We start from the raw sequence: 26,820 nt of genomic DNA, 5'->3' as shown, positions 1-26,820 counted from the left end.
CGCCGCGCCCCGGCTTCAGGCGCTCGCTTCCCGCGCGAGCAACCTCGACAGCGCCTGCAGCAGCGGTTCGCTCTCCACGATCCGGATGTGGTCGGCATCGACATAGCCGTGCGCGACCGACGCGCCGAGCTGCCGGCCCAGCCCCTGCACCTGCGCCTGGGGCCGGTCCTTCACCCACCAGCAGTGGGCGGCGGCGGCCACCGCGTCCACCGGTCCGCGCGAGCGCCGTGCCGTCTCGGCGAGAGCGCGGCTGGTGACGTACAGGCGCACCAGCTCGCCGGCCGTCACGCCTTCGTGGGCGCCGAGGCCCGTCGCGCGGCCCTGCGCCATCTGCGCCTGCATCCAGTCGCGCAGCGCCTCCTCGGCCTGCATCGGGTCGGCGATGCCCTCGGGCAGCACGCAGCCCGCATCGAGCCGCACGCCGATCGATTCGAGGAAGACCGGGAATTCGCCGCGCCAGGGCTTGGGCGCCTCGTGCTCGCCATCGAGCGAGACATAGGAATCGACCAGTCCGAGGAAGCGCACGTCCTCGCCCATGGCCTCGAGCCGCGCCGCCATGCGCGCGGCCAGCGTGCCGCCGAGCGACCAGCCCAGCAGGTGATAGGGACCGACGGGCTGGCGCTCGCGGACCATCGCGACGTAATCGTCCGCCATGCGGTCCAGCGACTCGTCTCGATGCGCGGGATCGGCCAGCGTCCGGCAGGCCAGGCCGAGGACCGGGCGCACGCCGTCGAGCCGGCGCGCGATCGGCAGGTAGCCGAGCACGGTGCCGAAGCCCGGATGGATACAGAACAGCGGCGGCACCGCCTCCACCGCCTTGTTCAGCGGCGTGAGCGCCGAAGCACTCGTCGCACTCGCTTCCACGAGGCCGCTGATGGTCGGCCGCGCCATCAGCCGCTGGAGATCGAGGCCCAGGTCCGGCAGGCGGCGGCGCAGTTGCTCGAGCAGGCGCAGCGCGAGCAGCGAGTGCCCGCCGAGCTCGAAGAAGTTGTCGTTGCGCCCCACGCGCTGCACGTCCAGCACCTCCGCCCAGATACCCGCCAGCGCCTGCTCCACCTCCCCCTCGGGCGCCTCGTACGCCCGCGCACTGTCCAGCTCCGGCGCCGGCAGCGCCCTGCGGTCCACCTTCCCGCTCGCATTCAGCGGCAACCCCTCCAGCACCACCACCGTCGCCGGCACCATGTAGTCCGGCAGCACCGCCCCCAGCCGCTCGCGCAAGCGCGCCACATCCAGCGCCTGCCCCGCATGCGCGCTCACATAGCCCACCAGCCTCGCGCCGCCCGCGCCCTCCAGCGCCACCACCACCGCCTCGCGCACCTCCGGCTGCGCCAGCAGCTGCGCCTCGATCTCCCCGAGCTCGATGCGAAGCCCGCGCACCTTCACCTGGTGGTCGATGCGCCCCAGGTAGTCCAGGTGCCCGCGCGCATTCCAGCGCACCAGGTCCCCCGTGCGGTACAGCCGCTGGCCGTCGGCCGCCGCCACGAAGCGCTCCGCCGTCAACCCCGCCCGGTGCAGGTACCCGCGCGCGAGGTTCACACCGCCCAGGTACAGCTCCCCGGCCACCCCCACGGGCACCGGCTCCAGCTGCGCGTCCAGCACCCACGTGCTCGTCTCGCTGATCGGTACCCCGATCGGCACCTGGTTCGTGCCGTCGTCGCGGCAGCGCCAGTGCGTCACGTCGATCGCCGCCTCCGTCGGCCCGTACAGGTTGTACAGCGCCGCCGCGGGCAGCCGGCGCAGCACCTCGTTCTGCGCCTCCGCCGGCAAGGCCTCCCCGCTGCACACGATGCGCCGCACGCTCGTGCACGTCTCCACCCCGCGGTGCGCGAGGAAGGCCTGCAGCATCGAGGGCACGAAGTGCAGCGTGCTCACCGCGTGCCGCCGGATCAGCTGCACCAGCCGCTCGGGGTCGCGATGGTCCCCCGGGGCCGCCACCGCCAGGCGCGCGCCCTGCATCAGCGGCCACAGGAACTCCCACACCGACACGTCGAAGCTGAACGGCGTCTTCTGCAGCACCGTGTCCGTGGCCTCCAGCGCGTAGGCCTGCTGCATCCAGGCCAGCCGGTTGAACAGCGACCGGTGGCGGTTGGCCGCTCCCTTGGGCCGCCCGGTGGAGCCCGAGGTGTAGATCACGTACGCCAGGTGCTCGCCGTGCACCGCCACCCCGGGGTCGGTATCGGGCTCGTCCGACAGATCCAGCGTGTCCAGCGCCAGCACACGCAATCCCTCGCAGCCCGGCACGCTCAGGTGGCTCTGCGTGAGCACCAGCGCCACGCCGCTGTCGGCCACCATGTAGCTCAGCCGCTCCGCCGGGTACTCCGGGTCCAGCGGCACGTAGGCGCCGCCGGCCTTCAGGATCCCGAGGATCCCCACCACCATCTCGATGGAGCGCTCCACCGCCAGGCCCACGCGGCTCTCCGGGCCCACGCCCATTGCGATGAGACGGTGCGCCAAGCGGTTCGCGCGTGCGTTCAGCTCGCCGTAGCTCAGTTGCAGCTCGCCGAAGACCACCGCCTGTGCGTCGGGGCGCGCCGCCGCCTGGCGCGCGATCAGCCGGTGCACCGGCTCGGCGCCCTCATGGCGCCGCGGGTTCTCGCTCCACGCGGCGAGTTCGCGGCGCTCGTCCTCGGGCATCGGCGCGAGCTCGCCCACGAGCGGCTCGGGCGTTCCATCCTGCGCCAGCGCCAGCGCCCGCGCGATGCCGCGCAAGGCCGCATGCATGTAGTCGCAGACGCGGCGCGCGCTGACGGTGTCGTGGATCTGCGCCACCAGTTCGAAGCCCTCGCCCTGGTCGTCGACCGACAGCGTCACCGGATAGTTGGTGCGCTCCTCGCCGCCGAGCACCTGCAGGCCTTCCCAGGCCGAGCCGGCCGGCGCCGCGCCGGGCACTGCCTCCGGCGGCCGCGTGTAGCGGTAGTTGAGCAGCGCCGAGAACAGTGGCGTGCCACCGGGCAGCGCGCTGCAGCGCTGCGCCAGCGAGAGGTTCGCATGCTCGTGGTGCAGCAGCGCGCTCAGCGCCTCGTGCGCGCCGCGCACGCTCTCGCGCACCCCGCGCGCGCCCAGCTTCAGCCGCAGCGGCAAGGTGTTGATGAACAGGCCCAGTGCCCGCTGCGCGCCTTCGCCGCCCTGCATGCGGCCGAACAGCACCGTGCCGAACACCACGTCGTCCTTGCCCGTGGCCTTGGCCAGCACCAGCGCCCACGCCAGGTGGAACAGCGTCGCCGCGCTCACGCCATGGCGCTGCGCCTCGGCGCGCAGCTGCGCGGCCAGCGCCGGCTCCAGCGCCTGGCGCGCCTCGACGATGCGCGTGCCGTCGCCCTGCACGTCGAGCAGCCCGAAGGGTGCCGTGGGCTCGTCCACGTCGCCCAGCATCTCGCCGAAGAAGGCCTCGTGCTCGGCCTGGCTCACGCCCAGCCGCGCCTGCGCCACGTAGCGCCGGAACGGCACCGGCGCGGGCAGCTCGGCCGCGCGGCCCTGCTGCACCAGCGCGATCTCCTCGACCAGCAGTTCCAGCGTGGTGTGGTCCAGCACCATGTGATGGTTCGACAGGTGCAGCAGCCAGCGGCCGCGCGCCGCGTCGTGCGCCGCGAGGGCGCGGATCATCGGCGCCTCGCGCACGTCGATGCGATGCCGCGCGGGATCCACCCGGGCATCGAGTTCGGCGTCGATGTCGCCGGCATCGCCGCCGGCCGCGCCGCGCTCCAGCCATTGCACGGGCAGGCGGGCCTGCCGGTGGACGACCTGCACCGGCTCGGGCAGTCCTTCCCACAGCACCGCGGTGCGCAGGATGTCGTGCCGCGCGATCACCTGGTCGAAGCTCGCGACGAAGCGCTCGAGACGCTCGCGGCTGTCGAAGCTCAGGCGCTGCGGCGTGATGTAGGCGTCGCCCTGTGTCTGCAGCAGGTGATGGAACAGCATCCCCTCCTGCAGCGGCGCGAGCGGATAGATGTCCTGGATGTTCGCGGCGCCACCGGGCACCGCGGCCTCGATGCGCGCGATCTGCGCCGCGTCGAGCGCGACCAGCGTGAGCATCTCGGGCCGGATCGCCTCGCAGCCCGCCGGGATCAGGTTGTCGGGCACGACCACCTCGCGCCGGCCCTGCTCCTGCAGCAGCGCACGCGCGAAGCCCTCGAGCTGCGGCTGCTGGAACAGCGTGCGCACCTGCGCCTTGAGGCCGCGCGCGCGCACCAGCTCGAGCAGGCGCAGCGCGAGCAGCGAGTGCCCGCCGAGCTCGAAGAAGTTGTCGTGGCGCCCCACGCGCTGCACGCCCAGCACCTCCGCCCAGATATCCGCCAGCGCCTGCTCCACCTCCCCCTCGGGCGCCTCGTACGCCCGCTCGCTCGCGAACTCCGCCTCCGGCAGCGCCTTGCGATCCACCTTCCCGTTCGCGTTCAGCGGCAACCCCTCCAGCACCACCAGCGCCCCCGGCACCATGTAGTCCGGCAGCACCGCCCCCAGCCGCTCGCGCATGCGCGCCACGTCCAGCACCTGCCCCGCCTGCGCGCTCACATAGCCCACCAGCCTCACGCCGCCCGGGCCCTCCTTGGCCACCACCACCGCCTCGCGCACCTCCGCCTGCGCCAGCAGCTGCGCCTCGATCTCCCCGAGCTCGATGCGGAACCCCCGCACCTTCACCTGGTGGTCGATGCGGCCCAGGTAGTCCAGCTGCCCTTCCGAGTTCCAGCGCACCAGATCTCCCGTGCGGTACAGCCGCCGGCCATCGGCCGCCGCCACGAAGCGCTCCGCCGTCAACCCGGGGCGCCCCAGGTAGCCGCGCGCCAGCCCCGCGCCCGAGACATGCAGCTCCCCCGCCACCCCCACCGGCACCGCGTTCAGCTGCGCATCCAGCACGCACAGCCCCAGGTCCGCGATCGCCGTGCCCACCGGGCTGCGCTGGCCCGCGAGGTCCGCGCGCGTGATGCGCCGGTACGTCACGTGCACCGTCGTCTCCGTGATCCCGTACATGTTGATCAGCCGCGGCGCCTCGTCCCCCATCCGCTCCATCCACGGGCGCAGGCTCTGCGGCTCCAGCGCCTCGCCGCCGAAGATCACCTGGCGCAGCGCCAGCCGACCGGCCGCCGCCTCCAGCCCCGGCGCGTGCACCAGCTGCCCGAAGGCCGAGGGCGTCTGGTTCAGCACCGTCACGCGCTGCTCGCACAGCAGCCGCAGGAAGTCCTCCGGCGAGCGGCTCACCCAGAACGGCACCACCACCAGCCGCCCGCCCGTGCACAGCGCCCCGAAGATCTCCCACACCGAGAAGTCGAAGGCGTACGAGTGGAACATCGTCCAGGTGTCGCGCTCGCCGAAGTCGAACCACTGCCGTGTCGCGTCCAGCAGCCGCGTGACGTTGCGGTGGCACAGCTGCGCTCCCTTGGGCCGCCCGGTGGAGCCCGAGGTGTAGATCACGTACGCCAGGTGCTCGCCGTGCACCGCCACCCCCGGGTCGGTATCGGGCTCGTCCGACAGATCCAGCGTGTCCAGCGCCAGCACACGCAATCCCTCGCAGCCCGGCACGCTCAGGTGGCTCTGCGTGAGCACCAGCGCCACGCCGCTGTCGGCCACCATGTAGCTCAGCCGCTCCGCCGGGTACTCCGGGTCCAGCGGCACGTAGGCGCCGCCGGCCTTCAGGATCCCGAGGATACCCACCACCATCTCGATGGAGCGCTCCACCGCCAGGCCCACGCGGCTCTCCGGGCTCACGCCCATTGCGACGAGACGGTGCGCCAGGCGGTTCGCGCGTGCGTTCAGCTCGCCGTAGCTCAGGTGGTGCTCGCCGAAGACCACCGCCTGCGCGTCCGGGCGTGCCGATGCCTGACGCGCGATGCGCTCGTGCAGCGTCGCCTCGCCCGCGAAACGGCCACGCGGCGCGCCCCAGGCGGACAGCTGCGCCGCCTCTTCGCTCGACAGCAGCGGGAGCTCGCAGATCGGCCGCGCGGGCGCGCGGTCGAGCGCATCGACGATGCCGTCGACCGCCGCGCGCATGCAGTCGCACACGCGCCGCGCGTCGATCGCCTCGTGGATCTGCGCCACGAGTTCGAAGCCCTCGCCGAGGTCGTCGACCGACATCACGAAGGGATAGTTGGTGCGCTCCTCGCCGCCCAGCGATGCCATGCCCTCCCAGGCCGAGGCGCGCGCCGGGTCCGGCGTGGCCGGTGCCTCGGGGCTGTAGCGGTAGTTGAGCAGCGCCGAGAACAGCGGCGTGCCGCCAGGCAGCGCGCTGCAGCGCTGCGCCAGCGAGAGGTTCGCATGCTCGTGGTGCAGCAGCGCGCTCAGCGCCTCGTGCGCGCCGCGCACGCTCTCGCGCACCCCGCGCGCACCCAGCTTCAGCCGCAGCGGCAAGGTGTTGATGAACAGGCCCAGTGCCCGCTGCGCGCCTTCGCCGCCCTGCATGCGGCCGAACAGCACCGTGCCGAACACCACGTCGTCCTTGCCCGTGGCCTTGGCCAGCACCAGCGCCCACGCCAGGTGGAACAGCGTCGCCGCGCTCACGCCGTGGCGCTGCGCCTCGGCGCGCAGCCGGCGGGAGAGGCCCGCATCCAGCCTCGCCCTCGCTTCGCGCACGCGCGTGCCGTCGCCCTGCACGTCGAGCAGCCCGAAGGGTGCCGTGGGTTCGTCCACGTCGCCCAGCATCGCGCCGAAGAAGGCCTCGTGCTCGGCGCGGCTCACGCCCAGCCGCGCCTGCGCCACGTAGCCGCGGAATGGCACCGGCCGCGGCAATTCGGCCTCGCGGCCTTGCTGGATCAGCGTGATCTCCTCGACCAGCAGTTCCAGCGTGGTGTGATCCAGCACCATGTGATGGCTGGGCAGTTGCAGCAGCCAGCGGCCGCTTTGCGCGTCGTGGGCCGCGACCGCGCGGATCAGCGGTGCGCGGCGGATGTCGATGCGATAGCGCGACGGATCCACGTGCGCCTGCAACCGCGCGGCCGCGTCGGGCGCCGCATCGTCCAGCCATTCCAGCGCCAGGGCGGCGTGGCGCTGTACCACCTGCACCGGCTCGGGCAGTCCTTCCCACAGCACCGCGGTGCGCAGGATGTCGTGCCGCGCGATCACCCGGTCGAAACTCGCGACGAAGCGCTCCAGCCGCTCGCGGCTGTCGAAGCCCATCGCATGCGAGGTGATGTAGGCATCGCCCTCGGCCTGCAGCAGGTGATGGAACAGCATGCCCTCCTGCAGCGGCGCGAGCGGATAGATGTCCTGGATGTTCGCCGCGCCACCGGGCACCGCGGCCTCGATGCGCGCGATCTGCGCCGCGTCGAGCGCGACCAGCGTGAGCATCCCCGGCTCGATCGCCTCGCAGCCCGCCGGGATCAGGTTGTCGGGCACGACCACCTCGCGCCGGCCCTGCTCCTGCAGCAGCGCGCGCGCGAAGCCCTCGAGCTGCGGCTGCTGGAACAGCGTGCGCACCTGCGCCTTGAGGCCGCGCGCGCGCACCTGCTCGAGCACGCGCAGCGCCAGCAGCGAATGCCCGCCGAGCTCGAAGAAGTTGTCGTTGCGCCCCACGCGCTGCACGCCCAGCACCTCCGCCCAGATATCCGCCAGCGCCTGCTCCACCTCCCCCTCGGGCGCCTCGTACGCCCGCTCGCTCGCGAACTCCGCCTCCGGCAGCGCCTTGCGGTCCACCTTCCCGTTCGCGTTCAACGGCAACCCCTCCAGCACCACCAGCGCCCCCGGCACCATGTAGTCCGGCAGCACCGCCCCCAGCCGCTCGCGCATGCGCGCCACGTCCAGCACCTGCCCCGCCTGCGCGCTCACATAGCCCACCAGCCTCGCGCCGCCCGGGCCCTCCTTGGCCACCACCACCGCCTCGCGCACCTCCGCCTGCGCCAGCAGCTGCGCCTCGATCTCCCCGAGCTCGATGCGAAGCCCGCGCACCTTCACCTGGTGGTCGATGCGACCCAGGTAGTCCAGCTGCCCTTCCGAGTTCCAGCGCACCAGGTCCCCCGTGCGGTACAGCCGCCGGCCATCGGCCGCCGCCACGAAGCGCTCCGCCGTCAACCCGGGACGCCCCAGGTAGCCGCGCGCCAGCAGGCCTCCGCCGATGTACAGCTCCCCCGCCACGCCCAGCGCCACCGGCTCCAGCTGCCCATCCAGCACCCACGCGCTCGTCTCGCTGATCGGACGGCCTATCGGCACCTGGCTGCTTCCATCGTCGCGGCACGTCCACTGCGTCACGTGGATCGTCGTCTCCGTCGGCCCGTACAGGTTCTGCAGCGATGCCCCCTTCAGCCTGCGCAGCGCCTCCGACTGCGTCGCCGCCGGCATCGCCTCCCCGCCGCAGATGATGTAGCGCAGCCGCGTGCTCCGCTCGATCCCCTCGTGCCCGAGGAAGGCCTGCAGCATCGAGGGCACGAAGTTCAGCGTCGTCACCTGGTGGCGCTGGATCAGCCGCACCAGCCGCTCCGGGTCCCGGTGGTCCCCGGGGTTCGCGATCACCAGCTTCACGCCGGTGGTCAGCGGCCAGAACATCTCCCACACCGACACGTCGAAGCCGAACGGCGCCTTGTGCAGCACCGTGTCCGCCGCCGTCAGCCCGTAGTTCGCCTGCATCCACGCCATGCAGCTGGACAGCGCCGCGTGGCGCACCGCCGCGCCCTTGGGGCGCCCCGTCGAGCCCGAGGTGTAGATCACGTACGCCAGCTGCTCGCCGTGCACCGCCACCTCGGGGTCGGTCGCGCGCTCGCCCGAGACATCCACCGTGTCGAGGTCCAGCACCCGCGGGCCGCCCGCCATCGAGGCCACCGAGGCCGGCGCGCGCAGGCCGCCCTGCACCAGCAGCAGCGCGATGCCGCTGTCCTCGATCATGTAGCCCAGGCGTTCCGCCGGGTACTCCGGATCCAGCGGCACATAGGCGCCGCCGGCCTTGAGCACCGCGAGGATGCCCACCATCATCTCCACCGAGCGCTGCGCCAGCAGGCCCACGCGCGTCTCGGGCTTCACCCCCAGCGCGATCAGGCGGTGCGCCAGCCGGTTCGCGCGCGCGTTGAGCTCCCCGCGGCCGAGCACCTGCTCGTCGAAGGCCAGCGCCGGCGCAGCGGGCTCGGCCCGCGCGTGCGCCTCGATCAACGCGTGCACCGCTCGCCCATCGCCGTGCGCGCTCGGGTTCTCGCTCCAGGCGGCGATGCGCAGCCGCTCGTCCTCGGGCACGACGGCGATCTGCGAGACCAGCCGGCCCGGCTCGTCCGCGAGCGCATCCGCCAGGCCGCGGATCGCGGCCGCCAGGTAGCCGTTGACGCGCGCGGCGCCCACGCGCTCGTGCACCTGCGCCACCAGCTCGAAGCCCTCGCCCAGGTCGTCCACCGACATGCCGAACGGATAGTTGGTGCGCTCCCTGCCGCCCAGCACTTCCATGCCGTTCCACGCGGCCCCCTCGGACGGCGCCGCCTGCGGGCTGTAGCGGTAGTTGAGCAGTGCCGAGAACAGCGGCGTGCCGCCGGGCAGCGCGCTGCAGCGCTGCGCCAGCGCGAGGCTCGCATGCTCGTGGTGCAGCAACCCGGCCAGCGCGGCGTGGGTCTCGCGCACGCCGTGCACCACATCGGCCGTGCCGATGCGCACGCGCAGCGGCAGCGTGTTGATGAACAGGCCCAGCGCGCGCTCGCCGCCTTCGCCGCCGTCCATGCGGCCGAACAGCACCGTGCCGAACACCACGTCGTCCTTGCCCGTGACCTTGGCCAGCACCAGCGCCCACGCCAGGTGGAACAGCGTCGCCGCGGTCACGCCGTGGCGCTGCGCCTGATGCCGGATCCGCGCGCTGAGCTGCGCGTCCAGCGGCTCGCGCTGCTCGACGATGCGCGAGCCGTCGCCCTGCACGTCGAGCAGGCCGAAGGGTGCCGTGGGCTCGTCGACATCGCCGAGCACGCGCGAGAAATAGGCCTCGTGCTCGGCGCGGCTCACGCCCAGGCGCGTCTGCGCCACGAAGCGCCGGAACGGCACCTGCGCGGGCAGCTCGCGCTCGCGGCCCTGCTGCACCAGCGCGATCTCCTCGACCAGCAGGTCCAGCGTCGCATGGTCGAGCACGAGGTGATGGGTCGCCACCTTGAGCAGCCAGCGCCCCCGCGCCGCATCGTGCGCGGCGATGGCATGGATCATCGGCGCCTCGCGCACGTCGATGCGGTAGCGCGACGGATCGACGAAGGCATCGAGCCGCGCGGCCACGTCCCCTTCCGCGCCAGCCTCTTCGGCCGGCAGCCAGCGCAGCCGCACGCCCGCGCGCCGCAGCACCACCTGCACCGGCTCGGGCAGTCCTTCCCACAGCACCGCGGTGCGCAGGATGTCGTGCCGCGCGATCACGCGGTCGAGGCTCGCGACGAAGCGCTCCAGCCGCTCGCGGCTGTCGAAGCCCAGGCCCAGCGGCGTGACATAGGCGTCGCCCTGCGTCTGCAGCAGGTGATGGAACAGCATGCCCTCCTGCAGCGGCGCGAGCGGATAGATGTCCTGGATGTTCGAGGCGCCGCCGGGCACCTCGGCCTCGATGCGCGCGATCTGCGCCGCGTCGAGCGCGACCAGCGTGAGCATCTCGGGCCGGATCGCCTCGCAGCCCGCCGGGATCAGGTTGTCGGGCACGACCACCTCGCGCCGGCCCTGCTCCTGCAGCAGCGCGCGCGCGAAGCCCTCGAGACGCGGCTGCTGGAACAGCGTGCGCACCTGCGCGGACCAGCCCCTGGCCCGCACCAGCTCGAGCAGGCGCAGCGCCAGCAGCGAGTGCCCGCCGAGCTCGAAGAAGTTGTCGTTGCGTCCCACGCGCTGCACGCCCAGCACCTCCGCCCAGATACCCGCCAGCGCCTGCTCCACCTCCCCCTCGGGCGCCTCGTACGCCCGCGCACTGTCCAGCTCCGGCGCCGGCAGCGCCCTGCGGTCCACCTTCCCGCTCGCATTCAGCGGCAACCCCTCCAGCACCACCACCGTCGCCGGCACCATGTACTCCGGCAGCACCGCGCCCAGCCGCTCGCGCAAGCGCGCCACATCCAGCGCCTGCCCCGCATGCGCGCTCACATAGCCCACCAGCCTCGCGCCGCCCGCGCCCTCCAGCGCCACCACCACCGCCTCGCGCACCTCCGCCTGCGCCAGCAGCTGCGCCTCGATCTCCCCGAGCTCGATGCGAAGCCCGCGCACCTTCACCTGGTGGTCGATGCGCCCCAGGTAGTCCAGGTGCCCTCGCGCATTCCAGCGCACCAGGTCCCCCGTGCGGTACAGCCGCTGGCCGTCGGCCGCCGCCACGAAGCGCTCCGCCGTCAACCCCGCCCGGTGCAGGTACCCGCGCGCGAGGTTCACACCGCCCAGGTACAGCTCCCCGGCCACCCCCACGGGCACCGGCTCCAGCTGCGCGTCCAGCACCCACGTGCTCGTCTCGCTGATCGGTACCCCGATCGGCACCTGGTTCGTGCCGTCGTCGCGGCAGCGCCAGTGCGTCACGTCGATCGCCGCCTCCGTCGGCCCGTACAGGTTGTACAGCGCCGCCGCGGGCAGCCGGCGCAGCACCTCGTTCTGCGCCTCCGCCGGCAAGGCCTCCCCGCTGCACACGATGCGCCGCACGCTCGTGCACGCCTCCACCCCGCGGTGCGCGAGGAAGGCCTGCAGCATCGAGGGCACGAAGTGCAGCGTGCTCACCGCGTGCCGCCGGATCAGCTGCACCAGCCGCTCGGGGTCGCGATGGTCCCCCGGGGCCGCCACCGCCAGGCGCGCGCCCTGCATCAGCGGCCACAGGAACTCCCACACCGACACGTCGAAGCTGAACGGCGTCTTCTGCAGCACCGTGTCCGTGGCCTCCAGCGCGTAGGCCTGCTGCATCCAGGCCAGCCGGTTGAACAGCGACCGGTGGCGGTTGGCCGCTCCCTTGGGCCGCCCGGTGGAGCCCGAGGTGTAGATCACGTACGCCAGGTGCTCGCCGTGCACCGCCACCCCGGGGTCGGTATCGGGCTCGTCCGACAGATCCAGCGTGTCCAGCGCCAGCACACGCAATCCCTCGCAGCCCGGCACGCTCAGGTGGCTCTGCGTGAGCACCAGCGCCACGCCGCTGTCGGCCACCATGTAGCTCAGCCGCTCCGCCGGGTACTCCGGGTCCAGCGGCACGTAGGCGCCGCCGGCCTTCAGGATCCCGAGGATCCCCACCACCATCTCGATGGAGCGCTCCACCGCCAGGCCCACGCGGCTCTCCGGGCTCACGCCCATTGCGATGAGACGGTGCGCCAGGCGGTTCGCGCGCGCGTTCAGCTCGCCGTAGCTCAGTTGCAGCTCGCCGAAGACCACCGCCTGCGCGTCGGGGCGTGCCGCCGCCTGGCGCGCGATCAGCCGGTGCACCGGCTCGGCGCCCTCATGGCGCCGCGGGTTCTCGCTCCACGCGGCAATCTGCGCGTACTCCCCGGCGCCGAGCAGCGCCACCGCGCCGGCGGCCTGCTGCGGCGCGTCCACGAGTGCCCGCAGCAGCGCCAGGTAGTGCCCCGCCATGCGCTCGATGGTCGCGGCATCGAACAGCTCGGCGGCATAGTTCAGGCTCGCGCGCACCCGGCCGTCGGCGCTCTCGAAGGTGTCGAGCGTGAGTTCGAACTGCGCGGCCTTCTCGCCGAGCTCGTGCTCGGCCAGGGCCAGGCCCGGCAGGCTCTCCAGCGCGCCGAAATCGGTGCGCTGGTGGTTGAACATGACCTGGAACAGCGGGCTGGTGCCCAGGCTGCGCTCGGGCTGCAGCGCCTCCACCAACTGCTCGAACGGCAGGTCCTGGTGCGCCTGCGCGCCCAGCGCCGCGTCGCGCGCCTGGCGCAGCGCCTGCAGCAGGCTCGCGCGCTCGTCGATCAGGTTGCGCTGCACCTGCGTGTTGACGAAGAAGCCGATCACGCCCTCGGTCTCCACGCGATGGCGATTGGCCACCGGCACGCCCACGCGGATGTCGCGCTCGCCGGTGTGGCGGCTCAGCAGCACCTGGAAGCCCGCCAGCAGCGCCATGAACAGCGTCGCGCCCTCTGCCTGCGCGCGCTTCTGGAGCCCGGCCACCAGCTCGCTCGGCAGCTCGAACCGCGCGAGCGCCGCGCGGTAGCCGCCCTCGGCGCGCCGCGGCCGGTCCACCGGCAGCTGCAGCACCGGCTGCCCGCCGCCGAGCTGCTGCGTCCAATAGGCCAGCTGGCTGTTCTTCTCGCCGGCCTCGAGCCAGTTGCGCTGCCACACGGCGTAGTCCGCGTACTGGATCGGCAGCGTGTCTTCGGCGCCCGTCTCGCCGAGCACGCGCGCGCGGTACTGCGCCACGAATTCGTCGACCACGATCTGCATCGACCAGCCATCGGAGACGATGTGGTGCATCACCACCACCAGCAGGTGCTCGTCCGCCGCCATGCGAACCAGGCCCACGCGCAGCAGCGGTCCGTGCGCGAGGTCGAAGGGCGTGCGGCCCAGGCGGCGCGCGGCCTCGTCGGCCCGCGCCGCGCGCTGCGCCGGCTCGACCTCGCCGAGGTCCACCCGCTGCAGCTCGAAGCCGCCCGCCTCGAGGATCACCTGCTCGGCCAGCCCGTCGGCATCGGCGCGGAACACGGTGCGCAGCGCCTCGTGGCGCGCCACGATCGCCGCGAAGCTCGCCTGCACGGCCTCCACGTTCAGTGCGCCCTTCAGGCGCAGCGCGCCGCTGATGTGGTAGGCCGTGCTCTGCGGATCGAGCTGCCAGAGGAACCACTGGCGCAGCTGCGCGTAGGAAAGATGGCAGCGCCCGCGCGCCGACGCGTCGCGCGCCAGGATCGGGAACTGGCCGATGCTCAGGCCCTCGGCGCGGATCTTGTCGTAGACGGCGCGGCGTTGTTCCGGGCTCAGGCGGGAAAAGCGCTCCGCGATGCGGCGAGTCGCCGTGGTTTCCATCAAGCTGTCTCCATGCTGTCGATGAACGAGTCGATGTCCAGCAGCGCCTCGTCGGTGGGTTTGCCCCGGCCCGCCTGCGCGATCAGCGCGGCCATGCCGGCCAGGGTCGGGTTCGGGAAGATGTCCTGGATGCGCAGCTCGGCGCGCAGCGCGGACTGCACGCGCGAGGCGACCTGCACGGCCAGCAGCGAATGGCCGCCGAGTTCGAAGAAGTTGTCGTGGCGGCCCACGCGCGCGGCGCCGAGCAGCTCGCGCCAGATCGCGGCCAGCGCTTCCTCCAGCTCGCCCTGCGGCGGCTCGAAGGGCCTGTCGCTCGCGTACTCGGCCTCGGGCAGCGCCTTGCGGTCCACCTTGCCGCTGCCGTTGAGCGGCAGCCGCTCGAGCACCACGATCGCCGACGGCACCATGTAATCGGGCAGCGCCGCGGCCACGCGCTCGCGCAGCGCGGCTGCATCCGCCTCGCGGCCCGCGTGCGATGCGACGTAGGCGACCAGCCGCGCGCCGGCCGCGTCCTCGCGCGCCACCACCACCGCCTCGCGCACCTCGGGCTGCGCGAGCAGCTGCGCCTCGATCTCGCCGAGCTCGATGCGATAGCCGCGCACCTTGACCTGGTGGTCGAGCCGGCCCAGGTACTCGAGCTGGCCCTGCGCGTTCCAGCGCACCAGGTCGCCGGTGCGGTAGAGGCGCTGGCCGTCGTGCGCGGCCACGAAGCGCTCGGACGTCAGGCCCGCGCGCCGGTCGTAACCGCGCGCCAGGCCGACGCCACCGATGAAGAGCTCGCCCGGCACGCCCGCGGGCGCGGGGTTCAGCGAGGCATCGAGCACGCGCAGCTGCGTGTCGGCGATCGGCCCGCCGATGCGTGGCCGTCCGTCGACCCGCACCGCGGCCGACCAGATGGTGGTCTCGGTCGGGCCGTACATGTTCCACAGCTCGACGCCGCAGGCGCGCAGGTCGTCGGCCAGGTCCGGCTGCAGCGCCTCGCCGCCGCACAGGCCCTTGAAGTTCGGCAGCGCGCTGCCCTTCCAGCCGGCGGCGCGCAGCAGGCGCCAGCCCGCGGGCGTGGACTGCAGCATGGTCGCGCCGCTGCGCTCCATCAGCTCGCCGAGCGCGCCGCCGCTGCGCACCACGTCCCTGGAGGCCAGCACCAGCCGGGCGCCCGACAGCAGCGGCAGGTACAGCTCCAGCGCCGCGATGTCGAAGGACAGCGAGGTCACGGCGACCAGCACGTCGTTGGCCGAGAGACCCGGCGCCTCCTTCATGCCGAGCAGGAAGTGGCCGAGCGCCCGGTGGCGCACCATCACGCCCTTGGGCCGGCCGGTGGAGCCCGAGGTGTAGATCACGTAGGCCAGGTGCTCGCCGCTCACGGCCACGCGCGGGTCGTGCGCGGGCTCGCCCGAGAGGTCGAGCGTGTCGAGCGCCAGCAGCCGCAGCGCCCCGGTGCCGGGCACGCGCAGGTGGCTCTGCGTGAGCAGCAGCGCGATGCCGCTGTCCTCGACCATGTAGGCCAGCCGGTCGGCCGGGTACTCGGGGTCGAGCGGCACGTAGGCGCCGCCGGCCTTCAGGACCGCCAGCACGCCCACCACCATGTCGATGGAGCGCTCCACCGCGATGCCCACCTTGGTGTCGGGACGCACGCCCAGCGCCACCAGGCGATGCGCGAGCCGGTTGGCGCGCGCGTCGAGCTCGGCATGGCTCAGCGACTGCTCGCCGAAGACCAGCGCGACGGCCTGCGGCGTGCGCCGCGCCTGCAGTTCGATCTGCCGGTGCACCGGCGGCACCGCGTCGTGGCGCCGCGCATTCGTGCCCCAGGCCTCCAGCGCCTCGCGCTCGGCGGCGGGCATCGGCACCAGGTCGGCGGCGAGCGCGGCCGGCCGGCCGTCGTCGGCCGCCAGCGCCTGCACCACGCCCTCCAGTGTCGCGAGCACGTAGCCGCAGACACGGCGCGCGTCGACATCCTCGTGGATCTGCGCCGCGAGTTCGAAGCCCTCGCCGAGGTCGTCCACCGACAGGGTCACGGGGTAGTTGGTGCGCTCCTCGCTCGCGAGCACGCGCACGCCGTCCCACACCATGCCCTCGGCGGCTTCCGGCCCGGCCTCGCGCCGCGGGGCATAGCGGTAGTTCAGCATGGCCGAGAACAACGGCGCACCGCCCTGCAGGCCGCTGCAGCGCTGCGCGAGCGACAGCCGCGCGTGCTCGTGCTGCAGCAGGCGGGTCAGTGCTTCGTGCATGCCCGCGAGGCAGGCGCGCAGGTCGCGCGCGCCGAGCCGCATGCGCACCGGCAGCGTGTTGATGAACAGGCCCAGCGCGCGGCCGGCGCCCTCGCCGCCGTCCATGCGGCCGAACAGCACCGTGCCGAACACCACGTCGTCCTTGCCCGTGGCCTTGGCCAGCACCAGTGCCCACGCCAGGTGGAACAGCGTCGCCGCGCTCACGCCGTGGCGCTGCGCCTGCCGACGGATCGCGCGGGCCAGCGCGGCATCGAGCACCTGGCGCGCCTCGACGATGCGCGTGCCGTCGCCCTGCACGTCGAGCAGGCCGAAGGGCGCGGTGGGTTCGTCCACGTCACCCAGCATCTCGCGGAAGAAGTCCTCGTGCTCGGCCTGGCTCACGCCCAGCCGCGCCTGCGCCACGTAGCGGCGGAACGGCACCGGCTCGGGCAGTTCGGCCGCGCGGCCCTGCTCGATCAGCGCGATCTCCTGCACCAGCAGCTCCAGCGTGGTGTGGTCCACCACCATGTGATGGGCGGGCAGTTGCAGCAGCCAGCGGCCCTGCGCGGCATCGTGCGCCGCGAGGGCGTGGATCATCGGCGCCTCGCGCACGTCGATGCGGTGGCGCGCGGGATCGACCCGCGCCTCGAGGCGGCGCGCCACGTCCATGCCGGCCTCGTCCGCGCCGGGTTCCTCGAGCCAGCGCAGCTTCAACGCCGCCTCGCGCAGCACCACCTGCACCGGTTCGGGCAGTCCTTCCCACAGCACCGCGGTGCGCAGGATGTCGTGCCGCGCGATCACCCGGTCGAAGCTCGCGACGAAGCGCTCCAGCCGCTCGCGGCTGTCGAAGCCCAGCAGGTGCGGCGTGACGTAGGCATCGCCCTCGGCCTGCAGCAGGTGATGGAACAGGATGCCTTCCTGCAGCGGCGCGAGCGGATAGATGTCCTGGATGTTCGCCGCGCCACCGGGCACCGCGGCCTCGATGCGCGCGATCTGCGCCGCGTCGAGCGCGACCAGCGGGAGCATCCCCGGCTCGATCGCGGCGCAGCCCGCCGGGATGCCGTTGGGCGGCACCACGACCTCGGCCGGCGCCGTGTCCTGCGACTGCACGAGCGCCTGCGCGAAGGCCTGCAGCCGCGGATGCTCGAACAGGGTGCGCACCTGCACGGACCAGCCGAGGGCGCGCAGCTTCTCGAGCAGGCCGAGCGCGAGCAGCGAGTGGCCGCCGAGCTCGAAGAAGTTGTCCTGGCGCCCGACACGCGGCACGCCCAGCAGCTCGGCCCACAGCGCGGCCAGTCGCGTCTCGACCTCGCCCTCGGGCGCTTCGTGGGGGCGCTCGGCGGCGAAGGCCGGCGCGGGCAGCGCCTTGCGGTCCACCTTGCCGTTGGCGTTGAGCGGCAGCGCGTCGAGCAGCACCAGCACGGCGGGCACCATGTAGTCGGGCAAGGTCGCGCCCAGGCGCTCGCGCAGCGCCGCGACATCGATCGCGCGGCCCGCATGCGCGCTCAGATAGCCCGCGAGCTGCGCGCCGCCGGGCCCTTCGACGGCCAGCACCACGGCCTCGCGCACCTCCGGCTGCGCGAGCAGCTGCGCCTCGACCTCGCCGGGCTCGATGCGAAAGCCCCGCACCTTGACCTGGTGGTCGGCGCGCCCGAGGTATTCGAGCTGGCCGTCGGCATTCCAGCGCACCATGTCGCCGGTGCGGTAGAGGCGCCGGCCGCCCTCGGCGGCGACGAAGCGCTCGGCCGTGAGGCCGGCGCGGTTCAGGTAACCGCGCGCCAGCCCCTGGCCACCGAGGTAGAGCTCGCCGGCCACGCCGGGCGGCACCGGGTTCAGCGCGGGATCGAGCACCAGCGCGAGACGGTCGCCGACCGGCCGGCCGATCGGCGCGTAGTGGCTGCGGGTCTCGCCCACGCGCCACGCGGTGGGCCCCACCACGGCCTCGGTCGGACCGTAGGCATTGACCAGGATCTGCGCGCGCACCCGCTCGCGGGCGCGTTCCACGGTATCGCGCGGCCAGCCCTCGCCGCCGACCATGCACAGCCGCAGCGGCAGCACCTCGTCCGCATCCTCCAGGCTGCGCACCAGGGCGCCCATGTAGGGCGTGGGCATCACGACCGAGTTGACGCGCTGCGCGCGCATCTCCCGCAGCACCTCGGCCACGGTCTGGCGCCGCGCGTCGCACAGCACCATCGCGCAGCCGGTGCTCAGGGTGGCGAGGAAGCGCTCCTGCGCCGCGTCGAAGGAGATCGACAGCAGCGCCATCTCGCGATCGCCGGCATCCATGCCGTTGGCCCGCGCGACCGCGCGCACGTGCATGGCGATCGGGCCGTGCGCCACGGCCACGCCCTTGGGCTGGCCCGTGGAACCCGAGGTGTAGATCACGTAGGCCGCGTTCGCCGCGTGCAGCGCCGGGCGCGGGTCGTGCGCGGGTTCGTCGTCCAGCGCCAGCGTGTCGAGCGCGAGCACCGGCCACGCCTCGCCCGCCGGCAATGCCGGGGCCGAGCGGCCGTGCGTGAGCAGCAATGCGATGCCGCTGTCGCGCAGCATGTGGGCCAGGCGCTGCGCCGGATAGTCGGGGTCCATGGGCACGTAGGCACCGCCGGCCTTGAGCACCGCGAGCAGCGCGGTCACCGCCTCGGCGCTGCGCTCCATCGCGATGCCGACGCGCCGTTCGGGCCCGATGCCGAGCGCCGCGAGGCGGTGCGCGAGACGGTTGGCGCGGCGGTTGAGTTCGCCGTAGCTCAGCACGCGCTCGCCCTCGACGACCGCCGGCGCATCGGGCCGCGCCCGCGCGTGCGCCTCGAACAGGCGGTGGACGAAGCCCTCGCCTTCGGCATCGACGGGCGCGTTGACGCCCCAGGCAGCCAGTTGCTGCCGTTCACGCGCGCCCAGCAGCTCGACCTCGCCGACGCGGCAGGCCGGCGTCTCGGCCAGCGCGCGCAGCACGGCGGCATAGTGGCCGCCCATGCGCTCGACGGTGCGCGGCTCGAACAGCTCGCGCGCATAGACGAAGGCCACGCTCAGGCGGCCCTGCGCGTCCTCCATGGTGTGCAGCGTCAGCTCGAACTGCGCCTTCTGGCTGCCGAGAGGGAAATCCTCGAGCGCCAGCCCCGGCAGTTGCGCCAGCGGCTCGGTGTTGCTGCGCAGGTGGTTCATCAGCACCTGGAACAGCGGCGTGTGGCCGAGGCTGCGCTCGGGCTGCAGCGCCTCCACCAGTTGCTCGAAGGGCAGGTCCTGGTGCGCTTGGGCCTGCAGCGAGGCCTCGCGGACCTGCTCGAGCACCTGCTGCAGCGGCAGCTCGGCGCGCAGCGCGCCGCGCAGCACCTGGGTGTTGACGAAGAAGCCGACCAGGCCCTCGGTCTCGGGATGGTCGCGGTTGGCGATCGGCACGCCGACGCGGATGTCCTCCTCCGCGGTGTAGCGGTGCAGCAGCACCTGGAAGCCCGCGAGCAGCGCCATGAACAGCGTGCCGCCATGGGCCTGCGCGCGGCGGCGCAGCGCTTCGACCAGCTGCGGCTCGAGCACGCTCGCATGGCGGGCGGTGCCGTAGTCGGGCACGGCGGCGCGCGGATGGTCGGTGGGCAGCTGCAGCACCGGCTGCCAGCCGCCGAGACGGGCCTGCCAGTAGTCCAGCTGCCGATCGCGCTCGCCGGCCTCGAGCCAGCCTCGCTGCCAGGCCGCGTAGTCGGCGTACTGAACCGGCAGCGCGCGCGTCGTGCGTGCCTCGCCGAGCACGTGGGCGCGGTAGTGCGCGACGAACTCGTCGATCATGACCTTCATCGACCAGTCGTCGGACACGATGTGGTGCATGACCAGCATGAGCACGTGCTGCGGCGGCTCGCCGGCGGCGCTCATGCGGATCAGGCCCACGCGCAGCAGCGGTCCGTCGGCCAGGTCGAAGGGCGTCTGCACGAAGCGGCGCGCGATGGCCTCGGCCTCGTGCTCGCGCCGCGCGGGCGCCGTCGCGCCGAGGTCGAAGATCGGCAGCGCCAGCGCCATGCGCGGCAGGACGTGCTGTTCGCCCTGTCCGGCCGCATTGCCGCGGAACACGGTGCGCAGCGATTCATGGCGCGCGACCAGCGCCTCGAAGCTCGCGCGCACGGCCGCGGTGTCGAGCGGGCCGCGCAGCCGCAGTGCCCCGGGCACATGGTGCGCGGAACTCGTGGGATCGAACTGCCACAGGAACCACAGCCGCTGCTGCGCGTGCGAGAGCGGGAACACCGCGACGCCATCGGCTGTCGCGCGCGGCAGGGCCTGCATCCGCATCGCGGGCGCGCTTGCCGCGGGACCGGCCTCGGCCGCGCGGGCCGCGAGCGCGCGCAGCGCCTGGTGCTGGAACAGGTCGCGCGGCGTGAGATGCAGCCCGGCCTTGCCGGCCTGCGCCACGACCTTGAGGCTCAGGATCGAATCGCCGCCGAGCTCGAAGAAGTTGTCGTTGCGTCCCACGCGCTGCACGCCCAGCACCTCGGCCCAGATACCCGCCAGCGCCTGCTCCACCTCCCCCTCGGGCGCCTCGTACGCCCGCTCGCTCGCGAACTCCGCCTCCGGCAGCGCCTTGCGGTCCACCTTCCCGTTCGCATTCAGCGGCAACCCCTCCAGCACCACCAGCGCCCCCGGCACCATGTAGTCCGGCAGCACCGCCCCCAGCCGCTCGCGCATGCGCGCCACGTCCGGCACCTGCCCCGCCTGCGCGCTCACATAGCCCACCAGCCTCGTTCCGCCCGGGCCCTCCTTGGCCACCACCACCGCCTCGCGCACCTCCGCCTGCGCCAGCAGCTGCGCCTCGATCTCCCCGAGCTCGATGCGGAACCCCCGCACCTTCACCTGGTGGTCGATGCGACCCAGGTAGTCCAGCTGCCCGTCCGAGTTCCAGCGCACCAGGTCGCCCGTGCGGTACAGCCGCCGGCCATCGGCCGCCGCCACGAAGCGCTCCGCCGTCAACCCGGGGCGCCCCAGGTAGCCGCGCGCCAGCCCCGCGCCCGAGACATGCAGCTCCCCCGACACCCCCACCGGCACCGCGTTCAGCTGCGCATCCAGCACGCACAGCCCCAGGTCCGCGATCGCCGTGCCCACCGGGCTGCGCTGGCCCGCGAGGTCCGCGCGCGTGATGCGCCGGTACGTCACGTGCACCGTCGTCTCCGTGATCCCGTACATGTTGATCAGCCGCGGCGCCTCGTCCCCCAGCCGCTCCATCCACGGGCGCAGGCTCTGCGGCTCCAGCGCCTCGCCGCCGAAGATCACCTGGCGCAGCGCCAGCCGACCGGCCGCCGCCTCCAGCCCCGGCGCGTGCACCAGCTGCCCGAAGGCCGAGGGCGTCTGGTTCAGCACCGTCACGCGCTGCTCGCACAGCAGCCGCAGGAAGTCCTCCGGCGAGCGGCTCACCCAGAACGGCACCACCACCAGCCGCCCGCCCGTGCACAGCGCACCGAAGATCTCCCACACCGAGAAGTCGAAGGCGTACGAGTGGAACATCGTCCAGGTGTCGCGCTCGCCGAAGTCGAACCACTGCCGCGTCGCGTCCAGCAGCCGCGTGACGTTGCGGTGGCACAGCTGCGCTCCCTTGGGCCGCCCGGTGGAGCCCGAGGTGTAGATCACGTACGCCAGGTGCTCGCCGTGCACCGCCACCCCCGGGTCGGTATCGGGCTCGTCCGACAGATCCAGCGTGTCCAGCGCCAGCACACGCAATCCCTCGCAGCCCGGCACGCTCAGGTGGCTCTGCGTGAGCACCAGCGCCACGCCGCTGTCGGCCACCATGTAGCTCAGCCGCTCCGCCGGGTACTCCGGGTCCAGCGGCACGTAGGCGCCGCCGGCCTTCAGGATCCCGAGGATCCCCACCACCATCTCGATGGAACGCTCCACCGCCAGGCCCACGCGGCTCTCCGGGCCCACGCCCATTGCGATGAGCCGGTGCGCCAGGCGGTTCGCGCGCGCGTTCAGCTCGCCGTAGCTCAGTTGTAGCTCGCCAAAGACCACCGCCTGCGCGTCGGGGCGCGCCGATGCCTGGCGCGCGATGCGCTCGTGCAGCGTCGCCTCGCCCGCGAAACGGCCGCGCGGCGCGCCCCAGGCGGACAGCTGCGCGCGCTCGGCCTCGCCCATCAGCGCCACGGCGCCGACGGCCTGCGACGGCGCATTCGCGAGCGCATCGAGCACCGCGAGGTAGTGGCCCGCCATGCGCTCGATGGTCGAGGCATCGAACAGCTCCGACGCATAGCGCAGGCTGGCGCGCACCTGGCCGTTCATGTCCTCGGAGGTGTCCAGCGCCAGCTCGAACTGCGCGGCCTGCGCCTCGAGTTCGTAGTCGCCGAGCACGAGGCCGGGCAGCCCCTGGAGCGCGCGGAAATCGGCGCGCTGGTGGTTGAACAGCACCTGGAACAGCGGGCTGGTGCCCAGGCTGCGCTCGGGCTGCAACGCCTCCACCAGTTGCTCGAACGGCAGGTCCTGGTGCGCCTGCGCGCCCAGCGCCGCGTCGCGCGCCTGGCGCAGCGCCTGCAGCAGGCTCGCGCGCTCGTCGATCGGGTTGCGCTGCACCTGCGTGTTGACGAAGAAGCCGATCACGCTCTCGATCTCGGGCCGGTGCCGGTTCGCGACCGGCACGCCGAGCCGGATGTCGCGCTCGCCGGTGATGCGGTGCAGCAGCACCTGGAAGCCCGCCAGCAGCGCCATGAACAGCGTGGCGCCCTCGCCCTGCGCGCGCCGCCGCAGCGCCGCCACGAGTTCCGCGGGCAGCGCGAAGTCGTGGCGCACGGCGACATAGCGGCCGTCCGCGCGGCGCGCGCGGTCCGTGGGCACCTGCAGCACCGGCTGCGCGCCGCCGAGCTGCGCGGTCCAGTAGGCGAGCTGCCGCTCGCGCTCGCCGGCCTCGAGCCAGCCGCGCTGCCAGGCGGCATAGTCGGCGTACTGCAGCGCCAGGGCCGGCAGCGCGAGCGGCTGGCCGAGCACGCGGGCGCGATAGCGCTCGACGAACTCGTCGACCACGATCTGCATCGACCAGCCGTCCGACACGATGTGGTGCATCACCACCACGAGCAGGTGCGACTCGGCCTCGATGCGCACGAGGCGCACGCGCAGCAGCGGGCCTTCGCCGAGGTCGAAGGGCGTGTCGCTCAGCGCGCGCGCCTCCTGTCTCGCGCGGGCCTCGCGCGCCTCGCGGCCGGCCACGTCGCGCAGGTCGACCAGCGCGAAATCGAGCGGGCCCGGATCGAGGATCCATTGCTCGGCCAGGCCCTGCGCGTCGGCGCGGAACACGGTGCGCAGCGATTCGTGGCGCTGCACGATCGCATGCAGCGCATCGCGCACGGCCTCGGCATCCAGCCTGCCGTCGAGCCGCAGCGCGCCGCTGATGTGGTAAGCGGTGCCGCGTGGATCGATCTGCCACAGGAACCATTGGCGCAGCTGTGCGTGCGACAGCGCGAGCCGGCCGCCACGCCGCGCGGCGGGCAGCGCGGTGATCGCCGGCGCCTCATGCGCCGATGGCTGCGCGGCAGCCCCGACGGCATGCGCGAGCTCCGACAGCAGCTGGTGCGCGAGCATCTGGCGTGGACTCGCGCGCAGGCCGGCGCGATGGGCGCGGGCCACGACCTTGAGGCTCAGGATCGAATCGCCGCCGAGCTCGAAGAAGTTGTCGTTGCGCCCCACGCGCTGCACGCCCAGCACCTCCGCCCAGATATCCGCCAGCGCCTGCTCCACCTCCCCCTCGGGCGCCTCGTACGCCCGCTCGCTCGCGAACTCCGCCTCCGGCAGCGCCTTGCGGTCCACCTTCCCGTTCGCATTCAGCGGCAACCCCTCCAGCACCACCAGCGCCCCCGGCACCATGTAGTCCGGCAGCACCGCCCCCAGCCGCTCGCGCATGCGCGCCACCTCCAGCACCTGCCCCGCCTGCGCGCTCACATAGCCCACCAGCCTCGCGCCGCCCGCGCCCTCCTTGGCCACCACCACCGCCTCGCGCACCTCCGCCTGCGCCAGCAGCTGCGCCTCGATCTCCCCGAGCTCGATGCGAAGCCCGCGCACCTTCACCTGGTGGTCGATGCGGCCCAGGTAGTCCAGCTGCCCTTCCGAGTTCCAGCGCACCAGGTCCCCCGTGCGGTACAGCCGCCGGCCATCGGCCGCCGCCACGAAGCGCTCCGCCGTCAACCCGGGGCGCCCCAGGTAGCCGCGCGCCAGCAGGCCTCCGCCGATGTACAGCTCCCCCGCCACGCCCAGCGCCACCGGCTCCAGCTGCCCATCCAGCACCCACGCGCTCGTCTCGCTGATCGGACGGCCTATCGGCACCTGGCTGCTCCCGTCGTCGCGGCACGTCCACTGCGTCACGTGGATCGTCGTCTCCGTCGGCCCGTACAGGTTCTGCAGCGACGCGCCCTTCAGCCTGCGCAGCGCCTCCGACTGCGTCGCCGCCGGCATCGCCTCCCCGCCGCAGATGATGTAGCGCAGCCGCGTGCTCCGCTCGATCCCCTCGTGCCCGAGGAAGGCCTGCAGCATCGAGGGCACGAAGTTCAGCGTCGTCACCTGGTGGCGCTGGATCAGCCGCACCAGCCGCTCCGGGTCCCGGTGGTCCCCGGGGTTCGCGATCACCAGCTTCACGCCGGTGGTCAGCGGCCAGAACATCTCCCACACCGACACGTCGAAGCCGAACGGCGCCTTGTGCAGCACCGTGTCCGCCGCCGTCAGCCCGTAGTTCGCCTGCATCCACGCCATGCAGCTGGACAGTGCCGCGTGGCGCACCGCCGCGCCCTTGGGCCGCCCCGTCGAGCCCGAGGTGTAGATCACGTACGCCAGCTGCTCGCCGTGCACCGCCACCTCGGGGTCGGTCGCGGGCTCGCCCGAGACATCCACCGTGTCGAGGTCAAGCACCCGCGCGCCGCCAGCCATCGAGGCCACCGAGGCCGGCGCGCGCAGGCCGCCCTGCACCAGCAGCAGCGCGATGCCGCTGTCCTCGATCATGTAGCCCAGGCGTTCCGCCGGGTACTCCGGATCCAGCGGCACATAAGCGCCGCCGGCCTTGAGCACCGCGAGGATGCCCACCATCATCTCCACCGAGCGCTGCGCCAGCAGGCCCACGCGCGTCTCGGGCTTCACGCCCAGCGCGATCAGGCGGTGCGCCAGCCGGTTCGCGCGCGCGTTGAGCTCCCCGCGGCCGAGCACCTGCTCGTCGAAGGCCAGCGCCGGCGCAGCGGGCTCGGCCCGCGCGTGCGCCTCGATCAACGCGTGCACCGCTCGCCCATCGCCGTGCGCGCTCGGGTTCTCGCTCCAGGCGGCAAGCAGCGCGCGCTCCGGCTCGCCGAGCATCGGTACCTCGCCGATCGCCAGCTGCGGCGTCTGCGCGAGCGCGCGCAGCAAGGCGACGTAGTGCGTCGCCATGCGCGCGATCGACGCGGCATCGAACAGCTCCACCGCATGCAGCAGCGTGGCGTCGATGCGACCGTCCTCGAACTCGAGGGTCTGCAGCGTCAGCTCGAACTGCGCATCCTCTTCCTCGAAGTCCAGCCGCTCGACGGCGATGCCCGGCCAGTCGGCCAGCGAACGGTGGTCGCGCCGCACATGGTTGAACATCACCTGGAACAGCGGGTTCACGCTGAGGCTGCGCTCCGGCCGCAGGGCGCCGACCAGCCGCTCGAAGGGCAGGTCCTGGTGCGCCTGCGCGCCGATCGCCGCGTCGCGCGTCTGCGCCAGCAGTTCGTCGAAGGACATGCGTGGATCGACTCGCGCGGGCAGCACCTGCGTGTTGACGAAGAAGCCGACGATGCCGGCGGTCTCGGGGCGATGGCGGTTGGCGATCGGCACGCCCACGCGCAGTTCGGACTGCGCGCAATGGCGATACAGCAGGGCATTGAAGCCCGCCAGCAGCGCCATGAACACGGTCGCGCCCTGCGCCTGCGCGCGCTGGCGCAGCGACTGCACCACGTCCGCCGGCAGCGTGACCGTGTGGTGCGCGGCGCGATAGCGGCCGTCGGCGCGGCGCGGCCGGTCGGTCCGCAGCGCGGTCGCCGGCTGGTCGGTGCCCAGGCGCGCGCGCCACCAGGCGAGCTGGCGGCCGCCTTCGCCCTCGTCGCCGCCCTCGTCGAGCCAGCGGTTCTGCCAGGCGGCGTAGTCGCCATAGCGCACCGGCAGCGGCGCATGCGTGGGCTGCTCGCCGCGCACCCGCGCCGCGTATTCGAGCGCGAGTTCGTCGAGGATCAGCTGGACCGACCAGCCGTCGGACACGATGTGGTGCATCACCACCAGCAGCCGGTGGTCGGCATCGCCGGTGCGCAGCAGCCGCGTGCGCAGCAGCGGCCCGCGCACCAAGTCGAAGGGCTCGGTGCGGATCGCCTCGACCCGCTCGTGCACCGCGGCATCGCGCGCCGCGTCGTCGAGACCGCGCAGGTCCTCGCAACGCAGATCGATCTCGAGCGAGGCCAGCACGCGCTGCATCGCCTCGCCATCGTCGCGCGCGCTCTCGACGAACACGGTGCGCAGCGATTCGTGCCGCTCGACCAGCGCCTGCAGGCCGGCGCGCAGCGCATCGGCGTCGAGCGCGCCGGCGAGCCGCAGGCCTCCGCTCAGGTGATAGGCGGTGCGCGCGGGATCGAGCTTCCAGAGGAACCACTGGCGCTGCTGCGCCGCGGACAACGGCGCCAGGCCGTCCTCCGAGGCATGCCGCGGAATCGGCTGTTCGGCGCGGCCGCTGTCGGCGCCGCCGCGCAGCCGCTGCTTCAGCCGTTCGCGCTGTTCGGGGGTGAGGTTGGCGCGGCGCGCGGCGATGTCTTGGATGTTGGACATGGTTTCTTCGGCGAACAGGTGCGGG

Annotated in this window: 2 protein-coding genes; both read right to left on the bottom strand. The window is 73.2% G+C overall.

The features are described 5' to 3' along the window. Nucleotides 1-15: 15 nt before the first annotated feature. Nucleotides 16-13,830, bottom strand: coding sequence for an amino acid adenylation domain-containing protein (locus tag ACEN9J_RS29550; RefSeq protein WP_413762774.1), 13,815 nt, complete (start codon nt 13,828-13,830; stop codon nt 16-18). After that, nucleotides 13,830-26,795 carry a non-ribosomal peptide synthase/polyketide synthase gene (locus ACEN9J_RS29545; protein WP_413762773.1) on the bottom strand — a complete coding sequence of 4,322 codons (12,966 nt, stop codon included), beginning with the start codon at nt 26,793-26,795 and terminating at the stop codon, nt 13,830-13,832. Before ACEN9J_RS29545 ends, ACEN9J_RS29550 begins: the two co-directional genes overlap by 1 nt. Nucleotides 26,796-26,820 lie beyond the last annotated feature (25 nt).

The organism is Variovorax sp. Varisp41, assembly GCF_047325085.1.
GTDB lineage: Bacteria > Pseudomonadota > Gammaproteobacteria > Burkholderiales > Burkholderiaceae_C > Variovorax.
The sequence above is the reverse complement of the archived record's forward strand: the minus strand, read 5'-3'. Positions and strand labels throughout refer to the sequence as shown.

Coding starts and splice junctions, on each gene's coding strand:
- ACEN9J_RS29545 (WP_413762773.1), bottom strand. CDS start 26,795: ATGTCCAACATCCAAGACATCGCCGCGCGCCGCGCCAACCTCACCCCC.
- ACEN9J_RS29550 (WP_413762774.1), bottom strand. CDS start 13,830: ATGGAAACCACGGCGACTCGCCGCATCGCGGAGCGCTTTTCCCGCCTG.